Consider the following 20,591-nt stretch of genomic DNA (forward strand, 5'->3'; position numbering starts at 1 on the left):
CTGTTGACAAGTCGCCTTTTTTTTGCATAAAAGGGCTTTTTTAAAGCATTTTTATTGTTTTTTAAGCTTTATTTTTACAGAAAACGCCTTTTTATCCACACCCCCGCTGATTTTGACCTTTCCCGGCTCCGCACCTGCCACCGGGGTCAGTTCCCCTTTCAGCGGATTCCAATTCAAATAAGGCGGGCTTATGCGCAACGAATCGGGCACATACGCAAACGTGGCGCCGTTGTTTAACCGCGCGGTTACCGTCAGTATGGATTTTTCATCCGAATCCAACGTCAGCACAGGGCAATCCACTTCCGCTTTCAGCCGACGCAAAGTAACGTCTTGCTGCGGGGCCGAAAGATAGTTCCAATCCACCCCTTCAAACAATCCCGCCGCCGAAGACACATACGCCAAAGCAAAATTTTTGCCGTATTCCAAACCGGCCTGCTCCAATTTTTGCTGAGCCAAGGCCAGCTCGGACTGGCGGCCCGTCACAAATATCCGAGGAGCACCCGATAGCGGCAATTGAAACTGCTCAATCGCATCGGCGCCGGAAGCCAAGGCCACCGCCCCAAACAAATGCGGTTTGGCCAGCAAGGCCAGTGCCGTCAAGGCGGCATTTTTCCCTTGGGCCGCAATGCCCCGGTGGGAGCTGTCGGCAAAGGTAAGATAATTGGTATCAATATAGGGAATTAACTCCCGCGAGATAAATTCGATAATCTGTTCCCGGTTTTGATAATCCTCTTCGGTAAAGTCAATCCCCACGGCCAAGACGTGATTTTTTTCCACAAAATCTTGCGCCTCCTGGGCGTTTTTCGGGCCGGCCCCCAGCACATACACCACCGGATAGCGTTTGGAGAGTGGGACGGCTTTTTCCGGCAGGAAAACGGTCAGCGTATGTTGGTTGCCCAATACGGCAGACGGAAAATGCACAAAAGTTTCCCGTCCGGGATTAATAATCATAATTTCTTCTTCCTGGGCCATGCCCCAAGAAGCCATCAGTAAACACGCCAGTGCAAGGTAAAATTTTTTCATATGGCTTATTGTATCATATATCTAAAAACATTCGGAACAGGGCCTAACCGGGCTATGGGTCTAAAGGCCCTTGCCGTTTTGTACAGAAACAAGTAAAGTATGATAAAGAAACCGATTTACCAGGAGTTGTTTATGAAGAATCAAACCAATCTACGTTTTTTGCTCGCCCTAGGAAACACCAAAATTGTGGTGCTAAAAGACCACGAGGATTTGCAGGTTTACTCCAACCATACCGAAAAACGTCAAAAAAACACGGTGGCGGCCGAGCGTTTGACGGAAGCGCTTACCCTGCACTGATTTTTTCCCTTTTCCCCATTATTTATCCGCTGCGTTAAGCGGCGGATTTTTTATGCCTTTGCATAAGCCTTTTCCCCTTTAATGCTATAATTAAAATAAGGATAATAAATATGAAAAAAACACTTTTTTTACTGATAGCCGTACTGGTTACGGCGCTTAACTGCCCGGCGCAATCCAAGCTGCAACAAGCGCTGCCCCTGCTGCAAAAGAACAACCGCTCCGCGGCCGAAAACCAACAGGTGCTCACCCTTTTCCGCTCCGCCAAAGATCCGGACACCGTCTTTGCGGCCGGCGCCAGCTTGGTTAAAATTCCGCCGTCTAAAATTCAAGAACCGGTGTTGTTTAACCTGATTTTAAAAGAAGACGATCCGCTGAAACAAACTTTTGCCGCCATTATCGTTACCGCTATGGGCGACGGAACGGAAGAACTGCTGCCCCTGGTGCAGGGAGCGCTGGAAAGCAAGGATCCTATTCTTCAATCTTATGCGGCCGGGGCGTATGGTCTTTTAAATCCGGAAGATAAAGCCTACACGTCCCAGGTAGTGCGCTTGTATGCCTTTGATTCGGCTTTTGCCCTGCGCGCCATGAACCGCCTGGCGGACAATTCCAAACAACTGCTTAAATACTTAAAACAGGCTTCTTCGTCGGCCGATGCCGCCACCCGCGCCGCCGCCGCCACGTGGCTGGGTTCGCTGCATTCCGAAGATGCGGCTAAGCAATTATTAAAAATGGCCAAAACCGAAACCGATTCTTCCGTGCAAACCCAAATTGCCATCGGCCTTGCCTTAAACCGCTCTTATACGCAAGAAGAAACGGCCAAAGGCTTGCGCAAAAATTATACCGATCCGTCTTCCGCCACGTATGCGCTGGCGCTTGGATTTATGACGGGAAACGCCGCCGAAACCATCCGCCAAGGGCTGCAAAGCGCCCATAAAAACGAACGCATCAACTCCGCCCGCGCCGCGGCGTATATGGCGGGAGTTCTGTCCAATCCGGACGCTTTTAATTATACCTCAGACCGCGCGTTTGACACGGGGCTTCTTAAAAGCATGATTCCGCAATTAAAATTGCTGGCCAAAACGGGGGATGATTCCGTCAAAATTTATGCGGAAAACGCCTTGCGCCAAATTGAAAAGCTGATGAACTGATTATGAATCCGATTACCATAAAAGTAAAAAAATTAGATCCCCGCGCCCTGCTGCCCCACCGCGCGCACCCGACCGATTCCGGCGCGGATTTGTTTGCCCTGGAACGCACCGTCCTGCCGGCGCGCACCGTCGTAAAAGTACGCACGGGAATTGCCGTAGAACTGCCGGAGAACACTTCCGGCATTATCTGGGGCAAAAGTTCGGTGGAAAGCAAAGGCATTAAGGCCATGGCGGGCCTGGTGGACGCACCGTACCGCGGCGAATTACTGGTGTGTATGTACAACCTAAACGAAACGGATTTTGTGTTTGAAGCCGGGCAAAAAGTGGCCCAGTTGGTCGTTTTGCCTACGATTTATCCGGCTTTTGAGGAAACGGACACGCTGTCCGATACGGCCCGCGGAGCGGGCGGATTTGGCAGCACGGGCGAACACTAAACGCTTTGCAAAACAAAAGGCCTGCTTGAAAGCAGGCCTTTTTTTGTGGAAACAAACAAATTAATTGGCTAATTCATACCCGGAACTGCGGAATGATTTGCATAAATCAGCCGAGGAAGAGCCGGTGGACACACAGTCTTTCTTGTCCGGGGTGTCGCTTAAGTTGTTGTACAACCGCAGGGTGTATTGGTCGTTATCCCCCAACCGACGGGTAATTTCCAAGCGGTTTCCGTTGGATAAATCATACAAGAAGTATTCCGTTGCATACCGCGTGGCGGACGCATTCCACTCCCCGCCCGAAAGCCGGATATCCAACGACGCCCGCGTGGTGGGATATTCATTCGGCCGCTCGTTAATGGCGCGGTTCATGGAATTTAAAATGGCATTCCCGTTTACAAACGCTTCCGACGCGCGGGATTTTTCCACCGCCGTTTCATACTGCGGCAACGCAATGGCAGACAAAATGCCGATAATCAATACAACCACCAACAATTCAATTAAGGTAAACCCTTTTTGCATGGTGTTTCCTCCTAAAAATAATTCTTCTTTATGGTATAAAAACAACTCCCGCCAACACAAGCCTAATCTTAAAAACCCCGGCCTCTAAAAGCGCCGGGGCGTAAATACAGTGCAGTTTCCCGCTTAAGATTCCGACGCTATTAAGGCATAGCCGTCAATCTTTCCGTCGGAGTCTTTGCAGGCAAACACGTCCCACCCCGTATCTTCGTACAGGCCGTTTTCGTGCAGCAAATCCATCCGCACTTGGAACGCATTGCCGGCGGCGGAATTCTCGGCCGCTTTAAACATCCGTTTGGAGATATCTTCATTGCGGATTACCTCCGTAAAGAAGTCCCTGCCCACGATATTGCTGGTTCGCCGGCCGGTAATTTCCAGAAACGGCTTATTGACAAACGTAATGGTGTAATCCAAGTCCATCATCACGGCCGGCATTTCCACATATTCCAACGTGCGGGCCAAAGAGCGGGACGCTTCGCTGAGCATTTTGCCCGTTTGGCGCAGCTCAATGCGCAGGCTTAACAGGCGGGACATAATACCCATCAGCTCCTCGGCTCCCTGTCCAAAGTCATGGCGCGGCGCGCGGGAAGCAAAACACAACGCCCCCTGCACCTTGCCGGACACATACAGCGGTGCCGCCAGCAACGAGCCAAAGCCTTTTTCTTTATGCAGGCAATGCGTGCAGGTGGCGCTGGACAGATCCGGGAAAATGACCACATTTCCGTCCGGCACGTCCACCAAGCATTCTTCCACCGGGAAGGTCATGTAGCGCTCGATATTAAAGTCATTGTCCGTGACATAGACGATATGGCTTTCCAGGCCCAATTTGCCTTGGTCAAAGCGAATGACCAAGCCCACATCGGCCGGGAATGTTTTCAATCCAAACGCCAAGATTTTATCCACTTGTTCGGTAATGGAAAGGCCGGGCTCGCTGGCCAGACGGTACAATTCATGGATTTTCTCGTCGTATGCGTGCTGTTCGGACATATCTTTCACCCACAGCACCGTTTCGGCGCGGCCGGTAATCGGAGTAACGGTTGCTTCAAAATAATGCAAGGTACCCGATACTCGCCATTCAAATTCAAACCGCGTGCTGACATTGATGGACAACGCTTCCTTAATGGCGAACAACGCCCGGGAAGCCGCTTCCTGCGGCCAATACGTGCCCGGCTTTTTATCCAAAAACACTTTGGAGGCCTGGTCATTGTCAAAATACGCCAAATTGGAATATACTTCCAGCACACGTCCGTCGCTGTCCGTTTTTAAATACAACCCCGGCAGCGCCTGCCGCACGCTTTTGAGTTCTTGGGCTTCCTTGGAATCTTTAGACACCTCATCCAATTCTTCGGACAAATCCCGCACGACCACCAAGGCGGCATCTTTGCTGGGCAAGTCCAGCGCGGTTAGCACCACGTGGGCTTCAAAAGCAGACCCGTCTTTCTTGCGAACGGAAAGCTTAAACGACGTTTTCCCTTCCAAAGCCAGTTCTTCCTGGGCATGATCCAGAATTTCTTTGCAGCGGCTGGAATTATGTTCTTTATCAAAGAACAAATCTCTAAACGGCATATGCACCAATTCGTCGTGCGTGAAACCCAACTTGCGGGAAAGGAACTTGTTGGCCTGCTCAATATGCCCGAAACGGCCGTTTTCAAACAAGACCGAGAAAACCACCCCTTCCGTGGCTTCCAGCAAGGCGTTTAACTGGGCGGAACGCTCCTCCAGAATTTTCATAATCTGACGGTGGAACGCCATATTGCGCAAGACGAATAAATACCGCCCGTCCGCTTCTTTTACGGCCGTCAGCCGAATGGCCGTATTTTCCAATCCGCTGGCCAGGTTAATATGATATTCCCGGTTGGCAAGCGAGCCGTCCTGCTGCAGCGTTTTTAAATCTTCTTCCAGCCGCGGCAGGGAGTCCGCATCAAACAAGCGGCGCAAATCCTGCCCGATCAGCTCGTCTTCCTCCAATTGGCACAGGGAGCAAAATAAATCATTGCAAACTTCTATTTTCCAGCCATCTCCACACAAAGCGTACGGCTCACTATTGGGCAACACCAACATCTCTTGCGAAGTTTTGCTAATAATCATCGGCGGAGCCGGCGGTTTAGGCGCCGTATGTTCCTGCGGTTTAGGCGCAGCGGGCGCTTCCGGCTGTTTGGGCGCGGCCGGCGGAGGCGGAACAACCGGGGCGGATTTTGCTTCTTTCCGCTCCAAGAACACCACGTAATCGGCCTCTACGGTGCCGTCTTTTGCGTCGCGCTTATTAATCGGCACGAAACTCACCGAAAGCGGCAATTTTCCAGTTCCTTCAATCCGGCCCGGGAACATTTTAGCCGCCCGGTCAAAGTCAAACACATAATCCATATGAGCGGGCTGTCCGGCACGCAGCTGCTTGCGCGCCGCCAAGGAAACGGCCGGTTTCATATAGACGTTTCGGTAGAAGTTTTTGTCCGCGTCCGTAAAATCAAACATTTTCCGGCACGCTTCATTCATCACGCTGATATAGCCTTTGTGCGACAGAATAAAAGCGGGCGTAACGCTTTTTTCAAACGCGGCGCGGAAGCATTCCCGCTCGGTTTTCACTTCCCGCAGCATCCGGTTGGAAGACGTTACATCGCGCACGAAGCACAGCACAATGCGCCGGCCCAAGTATTTCGAGGCCACCGCCGCAAACTCCGTTTCCACTTCCTGCCCGCCTTTCTTGAGAAAATGAACATCAATGGCGGAAGAGGCATCGTCCGCCCCGGAAACCACGGCGTCATACTTGTCTTTCAGGAACATCTGGTGGTCTTCGGCCACCATATCCAAAATTTTCTTTCCGGTTACTTCTTTTACATCTTCATAATTTAAGATATGGCACAAGGCGCGGTTGGCATAAATTATTTTTCCGTCTTCCAGGATGATAATGCCTTCGCGGGCGTTTTCCACCAGCAGGGTGTTTTTGTCGCTGGCTTCGCGGATTTGCTTTTCCATTTTGGTCTTGGCCGTAATATCTTCCGATACCACCAACAGACAATTGGGCGTGCCGTCCACATTAAACACAGGCGTTTTTACCGTGTGCATAATTTTTACGCCTTCATTGGCGGTAGAAATCAGCTCTTGCGGGATATCCTGTTCTTTTTTGCTTTCAAACACGCGCAAGTCCGCTTCCCGCAGGAACTCCGCCTGGTCTTTGTTAATATCCACCCGGTACGAAGTCCGCCCGATGACCGATTCGGCCATTACGCCAAAGAGTTCCTCGCTCTTCTTATTCCACAAGATGTATTTTCCGTCGTAATCTTTAACCGACAGCGAAACCGGCAGGTTATTGATAACCGTCTGCAGGAAGTTTTTGGCGTCAATAATGGCTTTTTCCTGCGCTTTCTTTTCGGTAATATCATCGGCCACCGTCAGCACCATAAACGGTTTGCCTTCTTTATCAAACACCGGGGCCTTAATTAAATGCAGCAAAATTTTGTTCCCGCGCAGCGTGGTATACCACTCTTCCGGGAATTCCACCGTTTTGCCGTCTTTAAAAATGGCCTTTTCGCGCTGGCCGTAAAAATCGTCCTTGGCCAGATATTCCTGCTCATCGGGGAATAATTCGTGCGCGCGGCGGTTGACAAAGGACATCTTATCATCCAGCCCGCGTGCATAAATGGCCACAGGCACCTGATCCAGCAAGGTCTGCAGGAAGTTTTTGGTTTCCACCAAGGCCCGTTCCTGCGCCCGTTTTTCGGTAATATCTTCCACCAGCGTTACCACAAATTGCGGCTCGCCGTTGCCCTCCTCGGACACGGGTACTTTTACCATATGCAACAGTTTCTTTTCCCCGCCGCCGGTAAGATACTCTTCTTCCGGTATGTCCAGCGTTTTGCCGCTTTCCAGCAACGCTCTTTCCCGTGCGATGTATTCATGCACCTGTTCCGGCGTTTCGTGCGGCAACGAGCCGGTAGAGTCAAACGCCTTATCCGACACTTCGCCAAAAATTTCTTCGCACTGCTTGTTGCGCAGCAGCATTCGGCCGTCCGCCGCACGGGCATACAACCCGATAGGCGCGTTTTGCACGATGGCCGATAAGAAACTGTTGGCCCGGGCCACTTCTTTTTCTTGGCGGCGGCGGTCGGTAATATCCTCCACAATGGTCAGCACCAACGGTTTCGGCCCCGCATCCATCAGCGGGACTTTAATCATATGCAGAATTTTTTCATTGCCGGCATGATCCACATACGGCTCTTCCGGATAATCTTTAATTTTCCCTTCACTTAACACCTGCTGCTCCCGGGTATAATGAAAAGAAACGACATCCTTATCCTGATGCGGATGCGGGCTGTTGACGCATTTTACGTCCGTTTCGCCCAGCACTTTCATGCTTTGGCGGTTAAAAAAGGTCATCTGGTTATCACAGTCCCGCGTGTATAAGCCCAGCGGCACATTGTCCAGCACGGCGCGCAGCAACGTGCGGTTTTGCAGCAAATCCTGCTCGTAGCGCTGGCGCATGGTCACATCTTCGTAAATGGTTAAAATGGCTTTATTTTTATTGTTTTCCGACGGCGTAAAAACTTTGGTGACAGACAGGGTGCGCTCTTCCCCTTTTGCGTCTTTATACGAAAGCAGCACGTTTTCCCGCGGGCGTTGTTTGTCGCGCACCTGTTCGTCCAATCGCTGCACGGAAGCGACGATTTCTTTCGGCAAAAATTCATATACCGAATGATTGTGCGTTTGTTCGGCCTTAAAACCGAAAATCTTTTCCGCCGCCGTATTCCATAACGTACAAACGCCCGCCAAATTTTGCACGGTAACGGCCACGGGATAATTGTTGATGACCGAACTCAAAAAACTTTTTTCGGCATTCAGCTGTTTAAAATGGGGCACAAATTCCAACGTCAGCATAATAAACGGCGTGGAAGCCAAAAAGCTGGCCCCCGCACTGACGTAGACGGCATCCGCTTCCCGGTTGACTAACTGGATGATTGTTTTATTGGGCTCTTTTTCTTCCGCCATCGCGCGCACTTTTTCCATTGTAAGTCCCAGCCGCTCCACGCCGGTGCCGTTTAAATCCGAAATTTCCGTACGCAAAACGGAAGCGGCCCCCGCATTGGCAAACACGATTTTGCCCGTCGCGTTTAACAGCAAAATAGCCGTAGGAAACTGCTGCAGAAAAGCCAGCATTTCCGGCGTAAGCGTTTTGATTACCTGTTCGGCAGGGAGATCTTTCTTGGAAAAAAACGAGAAAAAGTTATTGGACATAAGCCCTCTGTTGGCGTAAAATAAAACAACACGGATATATATTAATAAATTCCGTTCCGTGTTGCAACATATAGAAGTACACGCGCACGTCCGCGTGCGTACGGAAAGCCCGTCTAACCCTTTTTTGTCTGTGTAAAAAGTTAAAACGAACCCGCAAATTTGCTAGGATGAAAAAAATTGCCGGGAGGACAACGTATGAAAAAAGCCGCCGCGCTGATTGCCCTTTTTATCGGGGGAGCCTTCGTTGTAACCGCCGCTCAAACCGCTTATAAACCGCAGACAATCCGCCAATCCCCGCAGTATCTTTCCACCGATCCGGCCCTGGTGGAAGACACCTGCCCCGGGCACGACATTTTAAACCGTTTTACCTGCAGCAAAAAACAAAGCCCCGGCTATTCCTGTTTTGACGTCTATATGGTGCAGGGCGACCCAATAGACGCCGAACGCTACACCCTGCTTGACCAAAGCATTACCCTCGAAAATTCCTCCGCCCAGCCCAGCTGCACGTTTGAAAACGAACTGACCTGCGAAAACTTTTTGCAGGCGCTTAATTACAATTTGGATTTTTCTTGGTTTATCTCCAATTTTCCTTCTTCCTCTTTTCCGCAGTGCGGCGAAACCTATTCCTGCACGCGCATTGCCTGCATGCGCCCCCTGCCCCCGGCCGCGGACGGCTCCCCCCGCTCCCAAAAGCTTTCCTGCGTGTTTAAGAAAAACCAGATTTTCTTTTTGGGGGCCGAAATTTCCTGCCAGGACAAAAACGCCGCCAATTAAAGGGCGCTTTCGGTGAAATACGGCCCAAATTGGTATAATAAACATATGCTTTGGGCTCATATAAAAACTATTTTTTCGTTCCGTTTTTACCATATTTTGGCTTTTTCGTCCCGCCGGTTTATGGTTGGATTCGGCATTTATCTGTTTTTCTTGTCTACGGTGGTATTTTATTTTTTCAGCAGCGGCTACATCAAAGACAATCTGCCCCTGCTGCTAAAAAACTTTCCGCAGGTAACGTTTGAAAAAGGCGTTTTGACCCAGCCGCAGCAGCCGGTTTCCGCCTCGGTGCCGCAAAGCGATTTTAAAATCGTCTTTGACGCGTCCTTAAAAACGCCCCCTTCCTCAGAAGAACTGCTTAAGGACAACATCCTCTGCCTCGTTACGGGCAACAAAATTTATGTTCCCTCGTCGGGCGGCATCCAACAAACGGAACTGCCGAAGACGTTTTCGTTTGTTACCTCGCAGGAAAATTTGGCCAAACAAAAAGACGTCTTGGAGAGCTCCTTGCGCGCAGTAACGCTGTTTACTTCGCTGTTTGCCATTCCCTTGGTTATGCTGTTTAGTTTTTGTACGGCGGGGGCCGTCGGATTATTTTTTAAACTCATGCGCCGCTCGTACGTGCCGCGCACGGCGGTGCTTAAATGGGCATTTTTTATGATGGGCCCGCTCAGCGCACTGTGGTACGTTCGGCTGTGGATAAATATTCCGCTTTTTACGTTTGCCCAAGTGATTTTATGCATTATCTATATGCAGCAAATTTTTAATACATTGCCCGAGGAGAAATAAATGCTTATCAAACTCATCCGCACCTTCAGTTCCGCCCACCGCCTGCCGCATTACGACGGCCCCTGCCACCAATTGCACGGGCATACGTGGAAAGCCGTGTTTGTTATAGAAGGCGCCGTACGCGAGGACGGAATGGTATGCGATTTTAAGGTCATCAAAAAACTGTTGGATGACAATCTGCCCGACCACCAATTTTTAAACGACTGGGTGGAAAACCCCACCGCCGAAAATCTGGCCCAATATCTGTTTGCAAAAATAGGGGCCGAATTAAAGAAACAAAATTTAACCTTAAAAACACTGGAAATCTGGGAGAGCGACAATGCCGCAGCCGTCGTGGAAGGTTAACGAAATTTTTTATTCTATTCAAGGCGAAGGCAAGCACACCGGCATGCCGGCGGTGTTTATCCGGCTGGCGGGGTGCTCCATGAACTGCCCGTTCTGCGATACGAAATACGCCGCACGGGACGGCCAAACCCTGCAGGCCGAGGCCATTTTAAAAGCCCTTGCCTCCTGGCCGGCCAAGGCCGTCATCATTACCGGCGGCGAACCCAGCGAGCAGGACTTGCCCGCCCTGATCGGCGTGTTAAAAGATGCCGGCTACGAAGTGCACCTGGAAACCAACGGCGCCAACGATACGGACGTAAGCCGGGCGGATTTTGTCTGCGTATCGCCCAAGCGCTACGTCAGCCCGCAAATGCTAAAGAAAGCCCACGTCATTAAATTGGTCGTCGGGCAGGAAACCGATTTGGAAGACTTGCAAAAATACTATGCGTACGAAAACGCCCACACGCAAATTTATCTGCAGCCCGAAAGCAACAAACAGGAGAACATTGACCTATGCGTAAAACTGCTAAAAAATCATCCCTCCGCACGGCTAAGCCTGCAAACGCACAAGCTGGCAAACATCCGCTGAGCGAAGAAAAAATTTTAAACAATCTGCGCGAAATTTTGGCCTATATCGGCGACGATCCGACCCGCGAAGGCCTCTTGGAAACGCCGGCGCGCATCGTACGCAGCTGGAAAAAACTTTTCGGCGGCTACCAGATGAAGCCGCAGGACGTATTAAAAACGTTTACGGAAGGCTCCTGCGAAGAAATGGTGGTGTTAAAAGACATTGAATTTTATTCCACCTGCGAACATCACCTGCAGCCGTTCTTCGGCACCATCAGCATCGGATATCTGCCCAAAGGGCGAGTGCTGGGTATTTCCAAGCTCGCACGCCTGGTGGAAGTGTTTGCCCGCCGCCTGCAAATTCAGGAAAAACTGGTGGCCCAAATTGCAGACAGCCTGATGGACACCCTGCAGCCCCACGGCGTGATGGTAGTGTGCAAAGCCAAACATATGTGCATCAGCTCGCGCGGCATTGAAAAGCATAACGCCGTTATGGTCACGAGCGCCATCCGCGGCGCGTTTAAAAAAATGGAAGTGCGCAACGAATTTTTGGAAATGATCAAATAACACCATCCGGCAGGGAGTTTTTATGGCCAACCCGCTTTTAATGGGCATTGTAAACGCTACGCCCGATTCTTTTTACGACGGAGACCCGCAAAACAATTTGGCTTCTTTGCTGGCCAAATGCAAAGACTACGTCCAATCCGGCGCCGATATTCTGGACATCGGCGGCGAATCCACCCGCCCCAACGCCACCCCCGTCAGCGCCGAAGAAGAAATTTCCCGCGTGCTGCCGCTGATTCGGGCCGTGCGCCAGAAATGGCCGCAGTTGCCCGTCTCGCTGGACACCGTCAAAATCCCCGTTGCGCAGGAAGGACTAAAAGCCGGAGTTTCTATTATAAACGACGTAAGCGGCACGCCAGATAAGGAAATGTTTCGCCTGGTGCGGGATTTTAAGGCGCAAATTGTCGTGATGCACACGCGCGGCACGCCGCAAACCATGCAAGGCTTAACCGAATATGCCCACTTGCTGGAAGAAATAAAAGATTTTCTGGCGGGCAAAATTCAAGAAGCGCTTTCCTGCGGTCTTGCCAAAGAAAACGTGATTATAGATGTAGGGTTCGGCTTTGCCAAAACGCGCGAACAAAATTACGAACTGTTGAAACACCTTTCGTTTTTTAAAGATTTAGGCGTGCGGATGCTGGTGGGAGTATCGCGCAAAACTTTTTTAAGCCAAAAGCGCGAACTGCCGCCCAAACGCAAAGCGCAAACGCTGGCCGCCCAGTTGGTCGCCCTGCAGGGCGGGGCGGACATTCTGCGCGTGCACGACGTAAAAGATACCCGCAAAATTATGAATTTTTACCAAGAGTTGGAGGCCGCCCCATGAGCAAGGTTTATTTAACCCAATGCGGCAGCTTTACCGCCCGCCACGGGCACGGCGGTACGCTGGCCGAAGAAGTGCATACCCATACTTTTCACTACGAAGTAACTTTCTTCGGGCCGACGAATGCCGAAGGGTACCTGATTGATTTTCGCCAACTGGCGGACACGTTTAAAAAAGAACTGGAATCCCGCCTGGAAGGGAGCGATTTGGGAACGTTTCTGCCCCAGCCCACGACCGAGGCGCTGTGCGTGTGGATGTACAAACGCCTCAAAGAACGGCTGCCGCATTTGTACAGCGTAAAAGTGGCCGAAGAACCCGACCGCTGGATTGAATACCGCGGAGAAGAATAATGCCCAAGGCCGTGCTTGCTTTGGGAAGCAACATTCCCCCCGCCAAAGAAAATATAGACCGCGCCATAGAGGCCCTCAGCGCCTTGGGTACGGTCAAGGAAGTGGCGCCGTATATCGTTTCCAAGCCGGAAGGCTTTGCCGAACAACCCGATTTTATCAATACGGTGCTGATTTTAAGCACCCCCTATCAGCCCCTGCCGCTTCTTAAAAAATTAAAAGCGCTGGAAACCCGGCTGGGCCGCACGCCTACTTTTAAAAACGGGCCGCGCGTGATTGATTTGGACATCCTGTTTTACGACGACCAAGTTTTGTTTGAAGACGATGACGAGTACCCTCTTTTCATTCCGCACCCGCGCCTGCAGGAGCGGGAGTTTGTCTTAAAGCCGCTGTCGTATATTCTGTCCGACTTTGTCCACCCCAAACTGGGCAAACCCGTCTACCGCCTGTACCGGGAACTGATGAAGAAAAAAGGAAAACCCGACTGTCACATTTTGTAATCCGGGCGCCGCACGCAGCCGTTCCCCAAACATTTGACGTAAAAAAACCGCAAATTAAACTTTGCATTTTCTGAAAAAAAAGTAAAATGTAAATATCTTCATTTTACAAGGAGACACAACTCAATGAAAAAAGTGATTCTGCTTTGTATGGCTGTATCGCTGTTGGGTACCGCCTGCACCACCCCCGGCAAAAGAACCGCTTGGGGCGCCGCCGGAGGAGCCGCCGTGGGCGCGGCCGCCGGAGCCATTATCGCCAACAATACGGGCGGCAAAAGCGAAACCGGCGCCATCTACGGCGCTTTGGCCGGTTTAGCCGCCGGCGGATTGCTGGGCAACTACTACGACAAACAAGCCAAAGAACTGGCCGCCATCGCCGAAGTGGTAAAGTCGGACAGCGGCATCCAGGTCTTCTTAAAGAACGACATTTTGTTTGCCACCGGCAGCTCGGAACTGACCGCCGCTTCCATGCAAACGCTGACGGATCTGAACCGCGTACTTAAAAAATATCCCAAAAACCGCATCGTCGTGCAGGGATACACCGACTCTACCGGTTCCGACGCCATCAACAACAAACTTTCCACCCAACGCGCCAAAGCCGTGTACGACTTCTTGTTGGGCAGCGGTTTGAAAACGATGAGCATCACCTACATCGGCTACGGTTCTTCCAACCCGATCGCCAGCAACGCTACTGCGGCCGGCCGCGCGCAAAACCGCCGCGTCGTGCTGCAAATTACCGCCAACGAAAAAGATTTGAAATAAACCTTTTTCTTTGCAAAAATGGGGCCCCTAACGGCCCCGTTTTTTTATGTTTTTTGGGCAAAAATCAAAAAAGAATTTTTCTTATTTTCTCCGTCAAAAAAATACGTCAAAAAGAAGTGGAAAAAAAGACGGCAATTTGCTATCTTGTAATATATGCAAATACTGGGACACGACGGCCTGAAGGCGCTGATTAAATTATTGGAAACCGAGTCGGATGCATACGGCCCGGTGCTTAAAAGCGCCCTGGCCGACGCCATAAAAGCCAATCCCGCCCAGGTACAACAGGTGATGGAAGAAGAATTTAAAACCTCCGCTCCGCGCGCCGTTTTAAACACGCTGGAAGAAATCTGCTGGGAAGATCTTTCCGCCGCGCTGGCCCGTTTTTCCGCCAAGATTAACCCGGATTTGGAAGAAGGCTTGGCCTTGCTTTCCAAATTTACTTCTCCCACCACCGCCCGCGGCGACGTGTCCGCCCCGTTGGACAAAATGGCCGCTTCTCTGCGCCCGGTGCTCTTAAACGCCAAAAATTATACGGAGATCGCCGTCGTCCTGGGGCATTACATTTTTCAAACAGAAGGCTTTACCCCGCTGCAAACCAATACCGATATCAAAGACATTTCTTTTGCGCGCTTCCTGCGCAAAAAAAGAGGGTCCAGCCTCTGCGTGGCCTGTTTGTACGCCTGCCTGGGGCAGCGGTACGGGATGGACGTTTCCCTGGTGGACTTGGCCGGGCGCGTGTTGGTGCATGTGCGCGACTTTGCCCATTTGCAGTCTTTGTTTGTAGACCCGCTGGATAACGGCAAAATCTTAACGGAAGCCGACTGCCGCCGCTACATCCGCTCCCGCCAGATTGCGTGGAATGACGACTTTTTTACTCCGCTCTCTTCCCGCCAAATCATCCGCCGGTTTATTGCCAATATGATTTACATCCTCAATAAACTGCGCGACGAACGGCGCTTGAAATACCTGCGCAACTATTTGGAAATTATAAAAAACTGACCGCTGGGAGGTTCCATGAACTATTATGTATGGTTGATTTTGGCCGTAGGCTGTTTTGTGGGCGAATTATTTACGATGGAATTTTCGCTGGCTTGCTTGGGGCTGGGGCTGGCGGGCGCTGCGCTGGCCGCCTGGCTGGGAGCCGGCCTTTGGCTGCAAGCCGGCGTGTTTGCCGGGGTGGCGGCCGCGGCGTGGCTGGGCATACGCCCGTTGGCAAAGCGGCACTTCTACCGCAATGCGCCCCGCGTAAAAACACCCGCCGAAGAAGTAATCGGAAAAACCGCCGTAACGGAAACGGAAGTCGGCCCGCTTCTTAACAACGGGCGCGTGAAAGTAGCCGGCGAAAGCTGGAAAGCCACCGCCCTGCAGACGTTAAGCGCCGGGACGGAATGCGTGGTAGAAAAGTTGGACGGCGTGACCTTAACCGTACGCCCCAAATAAAATTCATCAGGAGAGAGACATGCAAATCAACGACTTAGGAGTAGTCTTATTGCTGGCCTTGATTGTTTTTATCATTGTGATCATCACCAAAGGGATTGTCATCGTCAAACAAGCGCAAGTGATAATTATCGAACGCTTTGGAAAATACCTGCAAATTCTTACCCCGGGTATTAACTGGATTATCCCGATTATGGACAAGCCCCATTTGATGGAATGGCGCGAAAACCGGGACTATATGGACGGCTCTGGCCGGGTGCGCTCTGTGCCGATTACCGAAATGCGCAACGTAATTGACATGCGCGAAACCGTCTACGATTTGCCCCGCCAAAGCGTGATTACCAAAGACAACGTGGGCATTGAAATCAACGCGCTGCTATATTTCCAAATTACAGATCCCATCAACGCGGCCTACAAAGTGGAATCGCTGCCCACCGCCATTGAAAAGCTGACGCAGACCACCTTAAGAAATATCATCGGCGAAATGGATTTAGACCAAACGCTCACTTCGCGTGAAATTATCAAAAGCAAGCTGCAGGTCATCTTGGATGAAGCCACCAACAAATGGGGCGTGAAAGTAAACCGCGTAGAACTGCAGGACATTATCCCCCCCGCCGCCATCCGCGAAGCCATGGAAAAGCAAATGAAGGCCGAACGCGACCGCCGCGCCATGGTAACGGAAGCGGAAGGGACGAAAACCGCCCAAATTTTGAAGGCGGAAGCCGTGCGGGAATCCGAAATCAAAAAGGCGGAAGGGATGAAGCAGGCCGCCATTTTGGAAGCGGAAGGGATATCGGAAGCGAAAATCAAAGTGGCCCAGGCCGAGGCCGAAGCCGTCAAAATTGTGGCTTCCACCGTGGCCCAATCCTCCAACCCTGCCAGCTATATGATTTCGCTTAAATACATTGAGGCGTTAACCAAAATGACGGAAGGCAAAGACAACAAAATCATCTATATGCCTTATGAAGCTTCCAATGTTTTGGGCGCCGTGGCCGCCATTAAGGACTTAACCGGAGGCGTGCCTGCTGCCAAGTAAACTTTGCTTGCAAAATACAATCCCCCGAGGGATCCCTCGGGGGAATTTATTTAAAAGGCCCGCCTGTTAAGCGGGCCTTTTATTATTTGCTTTTTAATAAATACGAGCTATACTTATTATCGCTTACACACGTTGCATTTCCCCCAGAGGACCCTTCAGGATAGTGTTTCTGCGCTTTAAAACTCGTTCTGCCATAGGAAATGGTATAGTGAACACCCTTTCCTTGGAAAGTAGCCTCGGCATCGGACAAGCAGACGTTAAACGTATACGGGTGTCCCAAATCCCAATCACCATTATTTAACCAGCTGTTATATGCGCTTTTCAACCCGCCAAAAAATTTTGCAATTTGAGAAGATTTAGGCACATAATACTTCCAACGCTGACTTTGGGAAAGGCTGCTGTTGCTAGAAGACAACGCATAACGTATATCAGCCCCTCCTCCATAAGGAATATTTGCTTTGCAGGGGAAAATGACTCTCTGATAAGATCCGCAAGGCATTGTATACGGATCACAACCATCCCCCACTTGATACAGATGAATCGTTCCAAAAGACATATCGAGCATACTGCTTGTGGTTCCACTTCCATCCAGCCAAATATCCAAACACGTCTGACTGGGCGTTCCCGTGTATTTAACCAAAGGGTTGCTATCGCAGGTATCCCCGCTATCTAGGCCAGACGGGTGTTCAAAACGCCCGGTATCGGGATTATAACGCACCATATATGTAGTTTCATCGATATCTTCCGCTTCAGAAATTTTATAATCGCAAGTATATGAGTTATTCCACTCCATATTTTCCTTGCTGCCCGTGCCGGAAGTTTCCACCTGGCCTGGAATAGAAAGGGCATCCGCTTTGGCCCCCAGCACTTCGGAAGAATCCAAATACAGCGTGTCCGTTACATTGCTCTTAGCCATTACGGCGTCTTCCAGCGTCACTTCGTTTGCCATCAATCGGCCGCCCTCTAAGGTAGCTCCGCTGGCTACTTGCATCGTACCTGACACCCGATATTCCGGCACCGTGCCGCCCAGGGTAGCTCCGTTTTGTAAATGCATGGTGTAAATATAGGCGTTCGCTCCGGACAGGGTAACAAGCCCCGTAGAAATACGTCTATTGCAAAAATTAACCAAAGGAGCACTTACCGTAGCGGTAGGATCCGCCGTTTCCAAGGAGGCAAAAGTTCCCACGGGAGAAGCCAAAGTAGTAACGAACTGAAGGCTCTCTGCCCGGCACAAGTTGCCAAACAGCAAAACCGTCGTCAATAAGAAAAACTTTTTCATAATTTCCTCTCTTAATTTTTTCTGCAAAACAGCCTATCTTATATAGTATGCAGATAAAAGCAAAGAAAATCAACCTCTTTGTCCGGCCGATTTAAAAAGGGGTTACGCCCTCTTTATACAAATCCAGCGATTTGCAAATTTCAATGCTGCTTTCATTCGGGCCCGTACACGCCAACGAGGCGCCTTTTCCGCCCGTGCCGCGCACATAGGGATTCCAAATTCTATACTGGTATTTTTGTCCGCCCAAACGTCTGGCTACCACGCCGGGGCAATCCGTTCCCGGGATAATGGCATTGCTGGCCGAGTGAATAATAAATTCAAAATCCTTGGTTTCAATGGTAGACTCATCCGCGCTTAAATGGCCGGGAAACGAAATGGCCAATTTTTTAAAAGAGCGCGGGCAGGCATTAAGCCCCGTTCTTCCGGCCGCATAGGCGTAGACGGCGTCGTTAAGCGCCTTAATTCCCGCCATAGCCTCCACCGCGCGGGCGCGCTCAATAGAGCGCGTATAGTTCGGCAAGGCTACCGCCATCAGCACGCCGATAATCAGCACGACGGTTAACAACTCGATTAACGTAAACCCTTTTTGAAAAAGATGCTTTTCCGGTTTTTTCATACATCCTCCCTTGGAAGTATTTTAGCAAAATCAGTTTAAAACGTCAGATGGGCAATCCGGCTGGCCGCCGCCTGCGTCAGTTCGGGCGTATTAAAAGCCGTCAAACGGAAATACCCTTCCCCGCATGCGCCAAAGCCTACGCCCGGCGTACCCACTACGCGGGCTTTGCTTAAAAGCCGGTCAAAAAACGTCCAAGAGTCAATGCCGTTAGGCGTTTTCAGCCAAATATACGGGGCGTTTACGCCGCCAAAGGCCTGTAACCCGGCCGCCTGCAAGGCCTGCAAAATGACTTGGGCGTTTTTCTGGTACACTTCAATTACACTGCGGATTTGGGCCTGTCCCATCGGGGTAAACACGGCTTGCGCCGCGCGCTGGACGATGTAGGGCACGCCGTTAAACTTGGTGGTCTGCCGGCGCAGCCACAGCGCATTTAGCGCGTGCGGTTTACCCGCCCGGTCGTATACCTGCAGGGCTTTGGGCACCACCGTATAAGCACAGCGCGTGCCGGTAAACCCGGCCGTTTTGGAGAACGAGCGGAACTCCACCGCCACTTTTTGCGCGCCGGGGATTTCGTAAATGGAATGGGGCACGTCCGGCTGGGTAATAAAGGCTTCGTAGGCCGAATCGTACAAAATAACGCTGTTGTGCTGGGCGGCCCAGTCCACCCATTTTTTCAGTTCGCTGCGCGTCATGGCCGCGCCGGTAGGGTTGTTGGGAGAACATAAATACACCAAATCCACCCGTTCCCGGGGCAAATCGGGGATAAAGCCGTTCTCTTCCGTACACGGCAAGTACACAATTCCACCAAAGCGTCCGTTTTCAAAATTGCCCGTGCGGCCCGCCATTACGTTGGTATCCAAATACACGGGGTACACCGGATCCTGCAAAGCGACTTTGCAGGACACGTCAAATAATTCCTGAAAGTTGGCCACATCGCTTTTGGCGCCGTCGCTGACGAAAATTTCATCGGCTTCCAGCGCGATGTTTCTGTCCAGATAATCGTGTTTCAAAATGGCTTCCCGCAAGAATGCATATCCCTGCTCCGGCCCGTACCCGCGGAACGTTTCGGCACGGCCCATTTCATCCGACGCTTTATGCAGCGCCTCCACCACCGCCGGCACCAGCGGGCGGGAAACGTCCCCAATCCCCAGGCGGATAATGTCTTCGTTGGGGTGTTCCTGCTGGTACGCGGCCACTTTTTTGGCAATGGTGGAAAAGAGATAACTGCCGGGCAGTTTTAGATAATTTTCATTTAAAAGGATCATTTGTCCCCCTTATACTCTCCGGTAAATACTTCGGTGGCGGGGCCGGTCATAAAGATATTTTTCCCGGCCGGCCATTCAATCAGCAATTCGCCGCCGTCAAGTTTGACGGTCACATAGTCGTTGGTTTTATGATTTAAAATACACGCCGCCACCGCCGCACAGGCGCCCGTGCCGCAGGCTTGCGTCACCCCGGCGCCGCGTTCCCACACGCGCATGCGAATGGTGGCGTTGTTGAGAATCTGCACAAATTCCACATTGGTTTTGCGCGGGAAAGCTTCGTTCGTTTCCAACGCGGGGCCCCACACTTCCAGCGGGATTTTTTCGGCATTTTCCACAAAAATCACAAAATGCGGATTTCCCATGGAAACCGCCGTGCCGCAAAATTCCGTCCCGCACGCGCGCAGCGCTACGTTGACGGCCCGCTCGTGCGCAAGGCCCGTCATCGGGATTTCCCCCCGCGTCAGGCGCGGCATGCCCATATCCACCCGCACCCGGGAGGAAGCCTCATCCATAATTTCGGTATGAATCAGCCCCGCCAGCGTTTCTAAGGTGATTTGCCGCTTGGGCACAATGCCCCGGCGATAGAGGTGCAGCGCCACACAGCGCGAGGCGTTGCCGCACATTTCGGCCTCACTGCCGTCGGAATTAATAATTTGCATGCGCATATCGGCCTTTTCAGAAGGAAGCAACAGCACCAGTCCGTCCGCCCCCACGCCAAAATGGCGGTTGCACATGCGAAGGGCCAGCTCCCCGGGGTGCTGCACCCCGCGGGCCGTTTCGCCGTCCAAAACAATAAAATCGTTTCCCAGTCCGGTATATTTAGTAAATTGCATATGTTTATTTTATAAAAAAACGGGGCTTCAATTTGAT

The 20,591-nt window shown here is 51.2% G+C and carries 22 protein-coding genes; 15 read left to right on the forward strand and 7 right to left on the reverse strand.

Annotated elements, in window-relative coordinates:
* Nucleotides 1-51: 51 nt before the first annotated feature.
* Nucleotides 52-1,023, reverse strand: coding sequence for an alpha/beta hydrolase-fold protein (locus B5F75_RS04625; protein ID WP_087288442.1), 972 nt, complete (start codon nt 1,021-1,023; stop codon nt 52-54).
* Nucleotides 1,024-1,122: 99 nt separating this feature from the next.
* Here B5F75_RS04625 and B5F75_RS07305 point away from each other — a divergent pair, with 99 nt between their 5' ends.
* The 3 genes from B5F75_RS07305 to dut all read left to right on the forward strand — a co-directional run bounded on the left by B5F75_RS07305 (nt 1,123) and on the right by dut (nt 2,902).
* Entirely contained in the window at nt 1,123-1,320 is a 198-nt protein-coding gene (locus B5F75_RS07305; protein WP_143351254.1) for a hypothetical protein, read from the forward strand.
* A 110-nt stretch (nt 1,321-1,430) separates the two neighbouring features.
* Nucleotides 1,431-2,468, forward strand: a complete 1,038-nt coding sequence (locus B5F75_RS04630) for a HEAT repeat domain-containing protein (protein WP_087288445.1) — start codon at nt 1,431-1,433, stop codon at nt 2,466-2,468.
* Between the two features lie 2 nt (nt 2,469-2,470).
* On the forward strand, nt 2,471-2,902 hold the full coding sequence (gene dut, locus B5F75_RS04635; protein WP_087288448.1) for a dUTP diphosphatase: 432 nt from the start codon (nt 2,471-2,473) through the stop codon (nt 2,900-2,902).
* Nucleotides 2,903-2,962: 60 nt separating this feature from the next.
* Here the strand turns inward: dut and B5F75_RS07705 are convergent, their stop codons facing one another.
* Nucleotides 2,963-3,421: a type IV pilin protein gene (locus tag B5F75_RS07705; protein ID WP_087288841.1), complete on the reverse strand. Its 459-nt coding sequence runs from the start codon at nt 3,419-3,421 to the stop codon at nt 2,963-2,965.
* Between the two features lie 123 nt (nt 3,422-3,544).
* Nucleotides 3,545-8,647: a PAS domain S-box protein gene (locus B5F75_RS04645; RefSeq protein WP_087288451.1), complete on the reverse strand. Its 5,103-nt coding sequence runs from the start codon at nt 8,645-8,647 to the stop codon at nt 3,545-3,547.
* A 195-nt stretch (nt 8,648-8,842) separates the two neighbouring features.
* Here B5F75_RS04645 and B5F75_RS04650 point away from each other — a divergent pair, with 195 nt between their 5' ends.
* The 12 genes from B5F75_RS04650 to B5F75_RS04705 all read left to right on the forward strand — a co-directional run bounded on the left by B5F75_RS04650 (nt 8,843) and on the right by B5F75_RS04705 (nt 16,561).
* On the forward strand, nt 8,843-9,421 hold the full coding sequence (locus tag B5F75_RS04650) for a hypothetical protein (RefSeq protein ID WP_087288454.1): 579 nt from the start codon (nt 8,843-8,845) through the stop codon (nt 9,419-9,421).
* A 45-nt stretch (nt 9,422-9,466) separates the two neighbouring features.
* Nucleotides 9,467-10,207 (forward strand): DUF1189 family protein, encoded by a 741-nt coding sequence (locus B5F75_RS04655; RefSeq protein ID WP_143351255.1) that lies wholly within the window; start codon nt 9,467-9,469, stop codon nt 10,205-10,207.
* The gene (locus B5F75_RS04660; RefSeq protein WP_087288457.1) at nt 10,208-10,552 is read left to right on the forward strand and encodes a 6-carboxytetrahydropterin synthase; all 345 of its coding nucleotides are present in this window, start codon (nt 10,208-10,210) and stop codon (nt 10,550-10,552) included.
* On the forward strand, nt 10,527-11,120 hold the full coding sequence (locus B5F75_RS04665; protein ID WP_087288459.1) for a 7-carboxy-7-deazaguanine synthase QueE: 594 nt from the start codon (nt 10,527-10,529) through the stop codon (nt 11,118-11,120). Before B5F75_RS04660 ends, B5F75_RS04665 begins: the two co-directional genes overlap by 26 nt.
* On the forward strand, nt 11,045-11,665 hold the full coding sequence (gene folE, locus B5F75_RS04670) for a GTP cyclohydrolase I FolE (protein WP_087288463.1): 621 nt from the start codon (nt 11,045-11,047) through the stop codon (nt 11,663-11,665). The genes B5F75_RS04665 and folE overlap by 76 nt, the downstream gene beginning before the upstream one ends.
* A 22-nt stretch (nt 11,666-11,687) precedes the next feature.
* On the forward strand, nt 11,688-12,485 hold the full coding sequence (folP, locus tag B5F75_RS04675; RefSeq protein WP_087288465.1) for a dihydropteroate synthase: 798 nt from the start codon (nt 11,688-11,690) through the stop codon (nt 12,483-12,485).
* Entirely contained in the window at nt 12,482-12,832 is a 351-nt protein-coding gene (locus tag B5F75_RS04680) for a 6-pyruvoyl trahydropterin synthase family protein (RefSeq protein ID WP_087288467.1), read from the forward strand. Before folP ends, B5F75_RS04680 begins: the two co-directional genes overlap by 4 nt.
* Nucleotides 12,832-13,329 (forward strand): 2-amino-4-hydroxy-6-hydroxymethyldihydropteridine diphosphokinase, encoded by a 498-nt coding sequence (gene folK / locus B5F75_RS04685; protein ID WP_087288469.1) that lies wholly within the window; start codon nt 12,832-12,834, stop codon nt 13,327-13,329. Before B5F75_RS04680 ends, folK begins: the two co-directional genes overlap by 1 nt.
* 123 nt (nt 13,330-13,452) lie before the next feature.
* On the forward strand, nt 13,453-14,088 hold the full coding sequence (locus B5F75_RS04690; protein WP_087288471.1) for a YiaD family glycine zipper/OmpA-like lipoprotein: 636 nt from the start codon (nt 13,453-13,455) through the stop codon (nt 14,086-14,088).
* A 153-nt stretch (nt 14,089-14,241) separates the two neighbouring features.
* Nucleotides 14,242-15,087: a transglutaminase family protein gene (locus B5F75_RS04695; protein WP_087288473.1), complete on the forward strand. Its 846-nt coding sequence runs from the start codon at nt 14,242-14,244 to the stop codon at nt 15,085-15,087.
* A gap of 15 nt (nt 15,088-15,102) precedes the next feature.
* The gene (locus B5F75_RS04700) at nt 15,103-15,528 is read left to right on the forward strand and encodes an NfeD family protein (protein WP_087288475.1); all 426 of its coding nucleotides are present in this window, start codon (nt 15,103-15,105) and stop codon (nt 15,526-15,528) included.
* 19 nt (nt 15,529-15,547) lie between these two features.
* On the forward strand, nt 15,548-16,561 hold the full coding sequence (locus B5F75_RS04705) for an SPFH domain-containing protein (RefSeq protein WP_087288477.1): 1,014 nt from the start codon (nt 15,548-15,550) through the stop codon (nt 16,559-16,561).
* A gap of 82 nt (nt 16,562-16,643) precedes the next feature.
* Here the strand turns inward: B5F75_RS04705 and B5F75_RS04710 are convergent, their stop codons facing one another.
* The 4 genes from B5F75_RS04710 to dapF all read right to left on the reverse strand — a co-directional run bounded on the left by B5F75_RS04710 (nt 16,644) and on the right by dapF (nt 20,554).
* On the reverse strand, nt 16,644-17,840 hold the full coding sequence (locus B5F75_RS04710) for a hypothetical protein (protein ID WP_087288480.1): 1,197 nt from the start codon (nt 17,838-17,840) through the stop codon (nt 16,644-16,646).
* A gap of 91 nt (nt 17,841-17,931) precedes the next feature.
* Nucleotides 17,932-18,456, reverse strand: a complete 525-nt coding sequence (locus B5F75_RS04715; protein ID WP_087288482.1) for a type IV pilin protein — start codon at nt 18,454-18,456, stop codon at nt 17,932-17,934.
* Between the two features lie 35 nt (nt 18,457-18,491).
* A complete protein-coding gene (locus B5F75_RS04720) occupies nt 18,492-19,721 on the reverse strand; it encodes an LL-diaminopimelate aminotransferase (RefSeq protein ID WP_087288484.1) in 1,230 nt (409 codons plus the stop codon).
* Entirely contained in the window at nt 19,718-20,554 is an 837-nt protein-coding gene (dapF, locus tag B5F75_RS04725; protein ID WP_087288485.1) for a diaminopimelate epimerase, read from the reverse strand. Before dapF ends, B5F75_RS04720 begins: the two co-directional genes overlap by 4 nt.
* Nucleotides 20,555-20,591 lie beyond the last annotated feature (37 nt).

This window comes from Elusimicrobium sp. An273 (assembly GCF_002159705.1).
Taxonomy (GTDB): domain Bacteria; phylum Elusimicrobiota; class Elusimicrobia; order Elusimicrobiales; family Elusimicrobiaceae; genus Avelusimicrobium; species Avelusimicrobium gallicola.

What these genes read in the sequence shown, in the direction of transcription:
- B5F75_RS04625 (WP_087288442.1), bottom strand. Translation starts at nt 1,023, where the DNA reads ATGAAAAAATTTTACCTTGCACTGGCGTGTTTACTGATGGCTTCTTGG.
- B5F75_RS07305 (WP_143351254.1), top strand. Translation starts at nt 1,123, where the DNA reads ATGATAAAGAAACCGATTTACCAGGAGTTGTTTATGAAGAATCAAACC.
- B5F75_RS04630 (WP_087288445.1), top strand. Translation starts at nt 1,431, where the DNA reads ATGAAAAAAACACTTTTTTTACTGATAGCCGTACTGGTTACGGCGCTT.
- dut (WP_087288448.1), top strand. Translation starts at nt 2,471, where the DNA reads ATGAATCCGATTACCATAAAAGTAAAAAAATTAGATCCCCGCGCCCTG.
- B5F75_RS07705 (WP_087288841.1), bottom strand. Translation starts at nt 3,421, where the DNA reads ATGCAAAAAGGGTTTACCTTAATTGAATTGTTGGTGGTTGTATTGATT.
- B5F75_RS04645 (WP_087288451.1), bottom strand. Translation starts at nt 8,647, where the DNA reads ATGTCCAATAACTTTTTCTCGTTTTTTTCCAAGAAAGATCTCCCTGCC.
- B5F75_RS04650 (WP_087288454.1), top strand. Translation starts at nt 8,843, where the DNA reads ATGAAAAAAGCCGCCGCGCTGATTGCCCTTTTTATCGGGGGAGCCTTC.
- B5F75_RS04655 (WP_143351255.1), top strand. Translation starts at nt 9,467, where the DNA reads ATGCTTTGGGCTCATATAAAAACTATTTTTTCGTTCCGTTTTTACCAT.
- B5F75_RS04660 (WP_087288457.1), top strand. Translation starts at nt 10,208, where the DNA reads ATGCTTATCAAACTCATCCGCACCTTCAGTTCCGCCCACCGCCTGCCG.
- B5F75_RS04665 (WP_087288459.1), top strand. Translation starts at nt 10,527, where the DNA reads ATGCCGCAGCCGTCGTGGAAGGTTAACGAAATTTTTTATTCTATTCAA.
- folE (WP_087288463.1), top strand. Translation starts at nt 11,045, where the DNA reads ATGCGTAAAACTGCTAAAAAATCATCCCTCCGCACGGCTAAGCCTGCA.
- folP (WP_087288465.1), top strand. Translation starts at nt 11,688, where the DNA reads ATGGCCAACCCGCTTTTAATGGGCATTGTAAACGCTACGCCCGATTCT.
- B5F75_RS04680 (WP_087288467.1), top strand. Translation starts at nt 12,482, where the DNA reads ATGAGCAAGGTTTATTTAACCCAATGCGGCAGCTTTACCGCCCGCCAC.
- folK (WP_087288469.1), top strand. Translation starts at nt 12,832, where the DNA reads ATGCCCAAGGCCGTGCTTGCTTTGGGAAGCAACATTCCCCCCGCCAAA.
- B5F75_RS04690 (WP_087288471.1), top strand. Translation starts at nt 13,453, where the DNA reads ATGAAAAAAGTGATTCTGCTTTGTATGGCTGTATCGCTGTTGGGTACC.
- B5F75_RS04695 (WP_087288473.1), top strand. Translation starts at nt 14,242, where the DNA reads ATGCAAATACTGGGACACGACGGCCTGAAGGCGCTGATTAAATTATTG.
- B5F75_RS04700 (WP_087288475.1), top strand. Translation starts at nt 15,103, where the DNA reads ATGAACTATTATGTATGGTTGATTTTGGCCGTAGGCTGTTTTGTGGGC.
- B5F75_RS04705 (WP_087288477.1), top strand. Translation starts at nt 15,548, where the DNA reads ATGCAAATCAACGACTTAGGAGTAGTCTTATTGCTGGCCTTGATTGTT.
- B5F75_RS04710 (WP_087288480.1), bottom strand. Translation starts at nt 17,840, where the DNA reads ATGAAAAAGTTTTTCTTATTGACGACGGTTTTGCTGTTTGGCAACTTG.
- B5F75_RS04715 (WP_087288482.1), bottom strand. Translation starts at nt 18,456, where the DNA reads ATGAAAAAACCGGAAAAGCATCTTTTTCAAAAAGGGTTTACGTTAATC.
- B5F75_RS04720 (WP_087288484.1), bottom strand. Translation starts at nt 19,721, where the DNA reads ATGATCCTTTTAAATGAAAATTATCTAAAACTGCCCGGCAGTTATCTC.
- dapF (WP_087288485.1), bottom strand. Translation starts at nt 20,554, where the DNA reads ATGCAATTTACTAAATATACCGGACTGGGAAACGATTTTATTGTTTTG.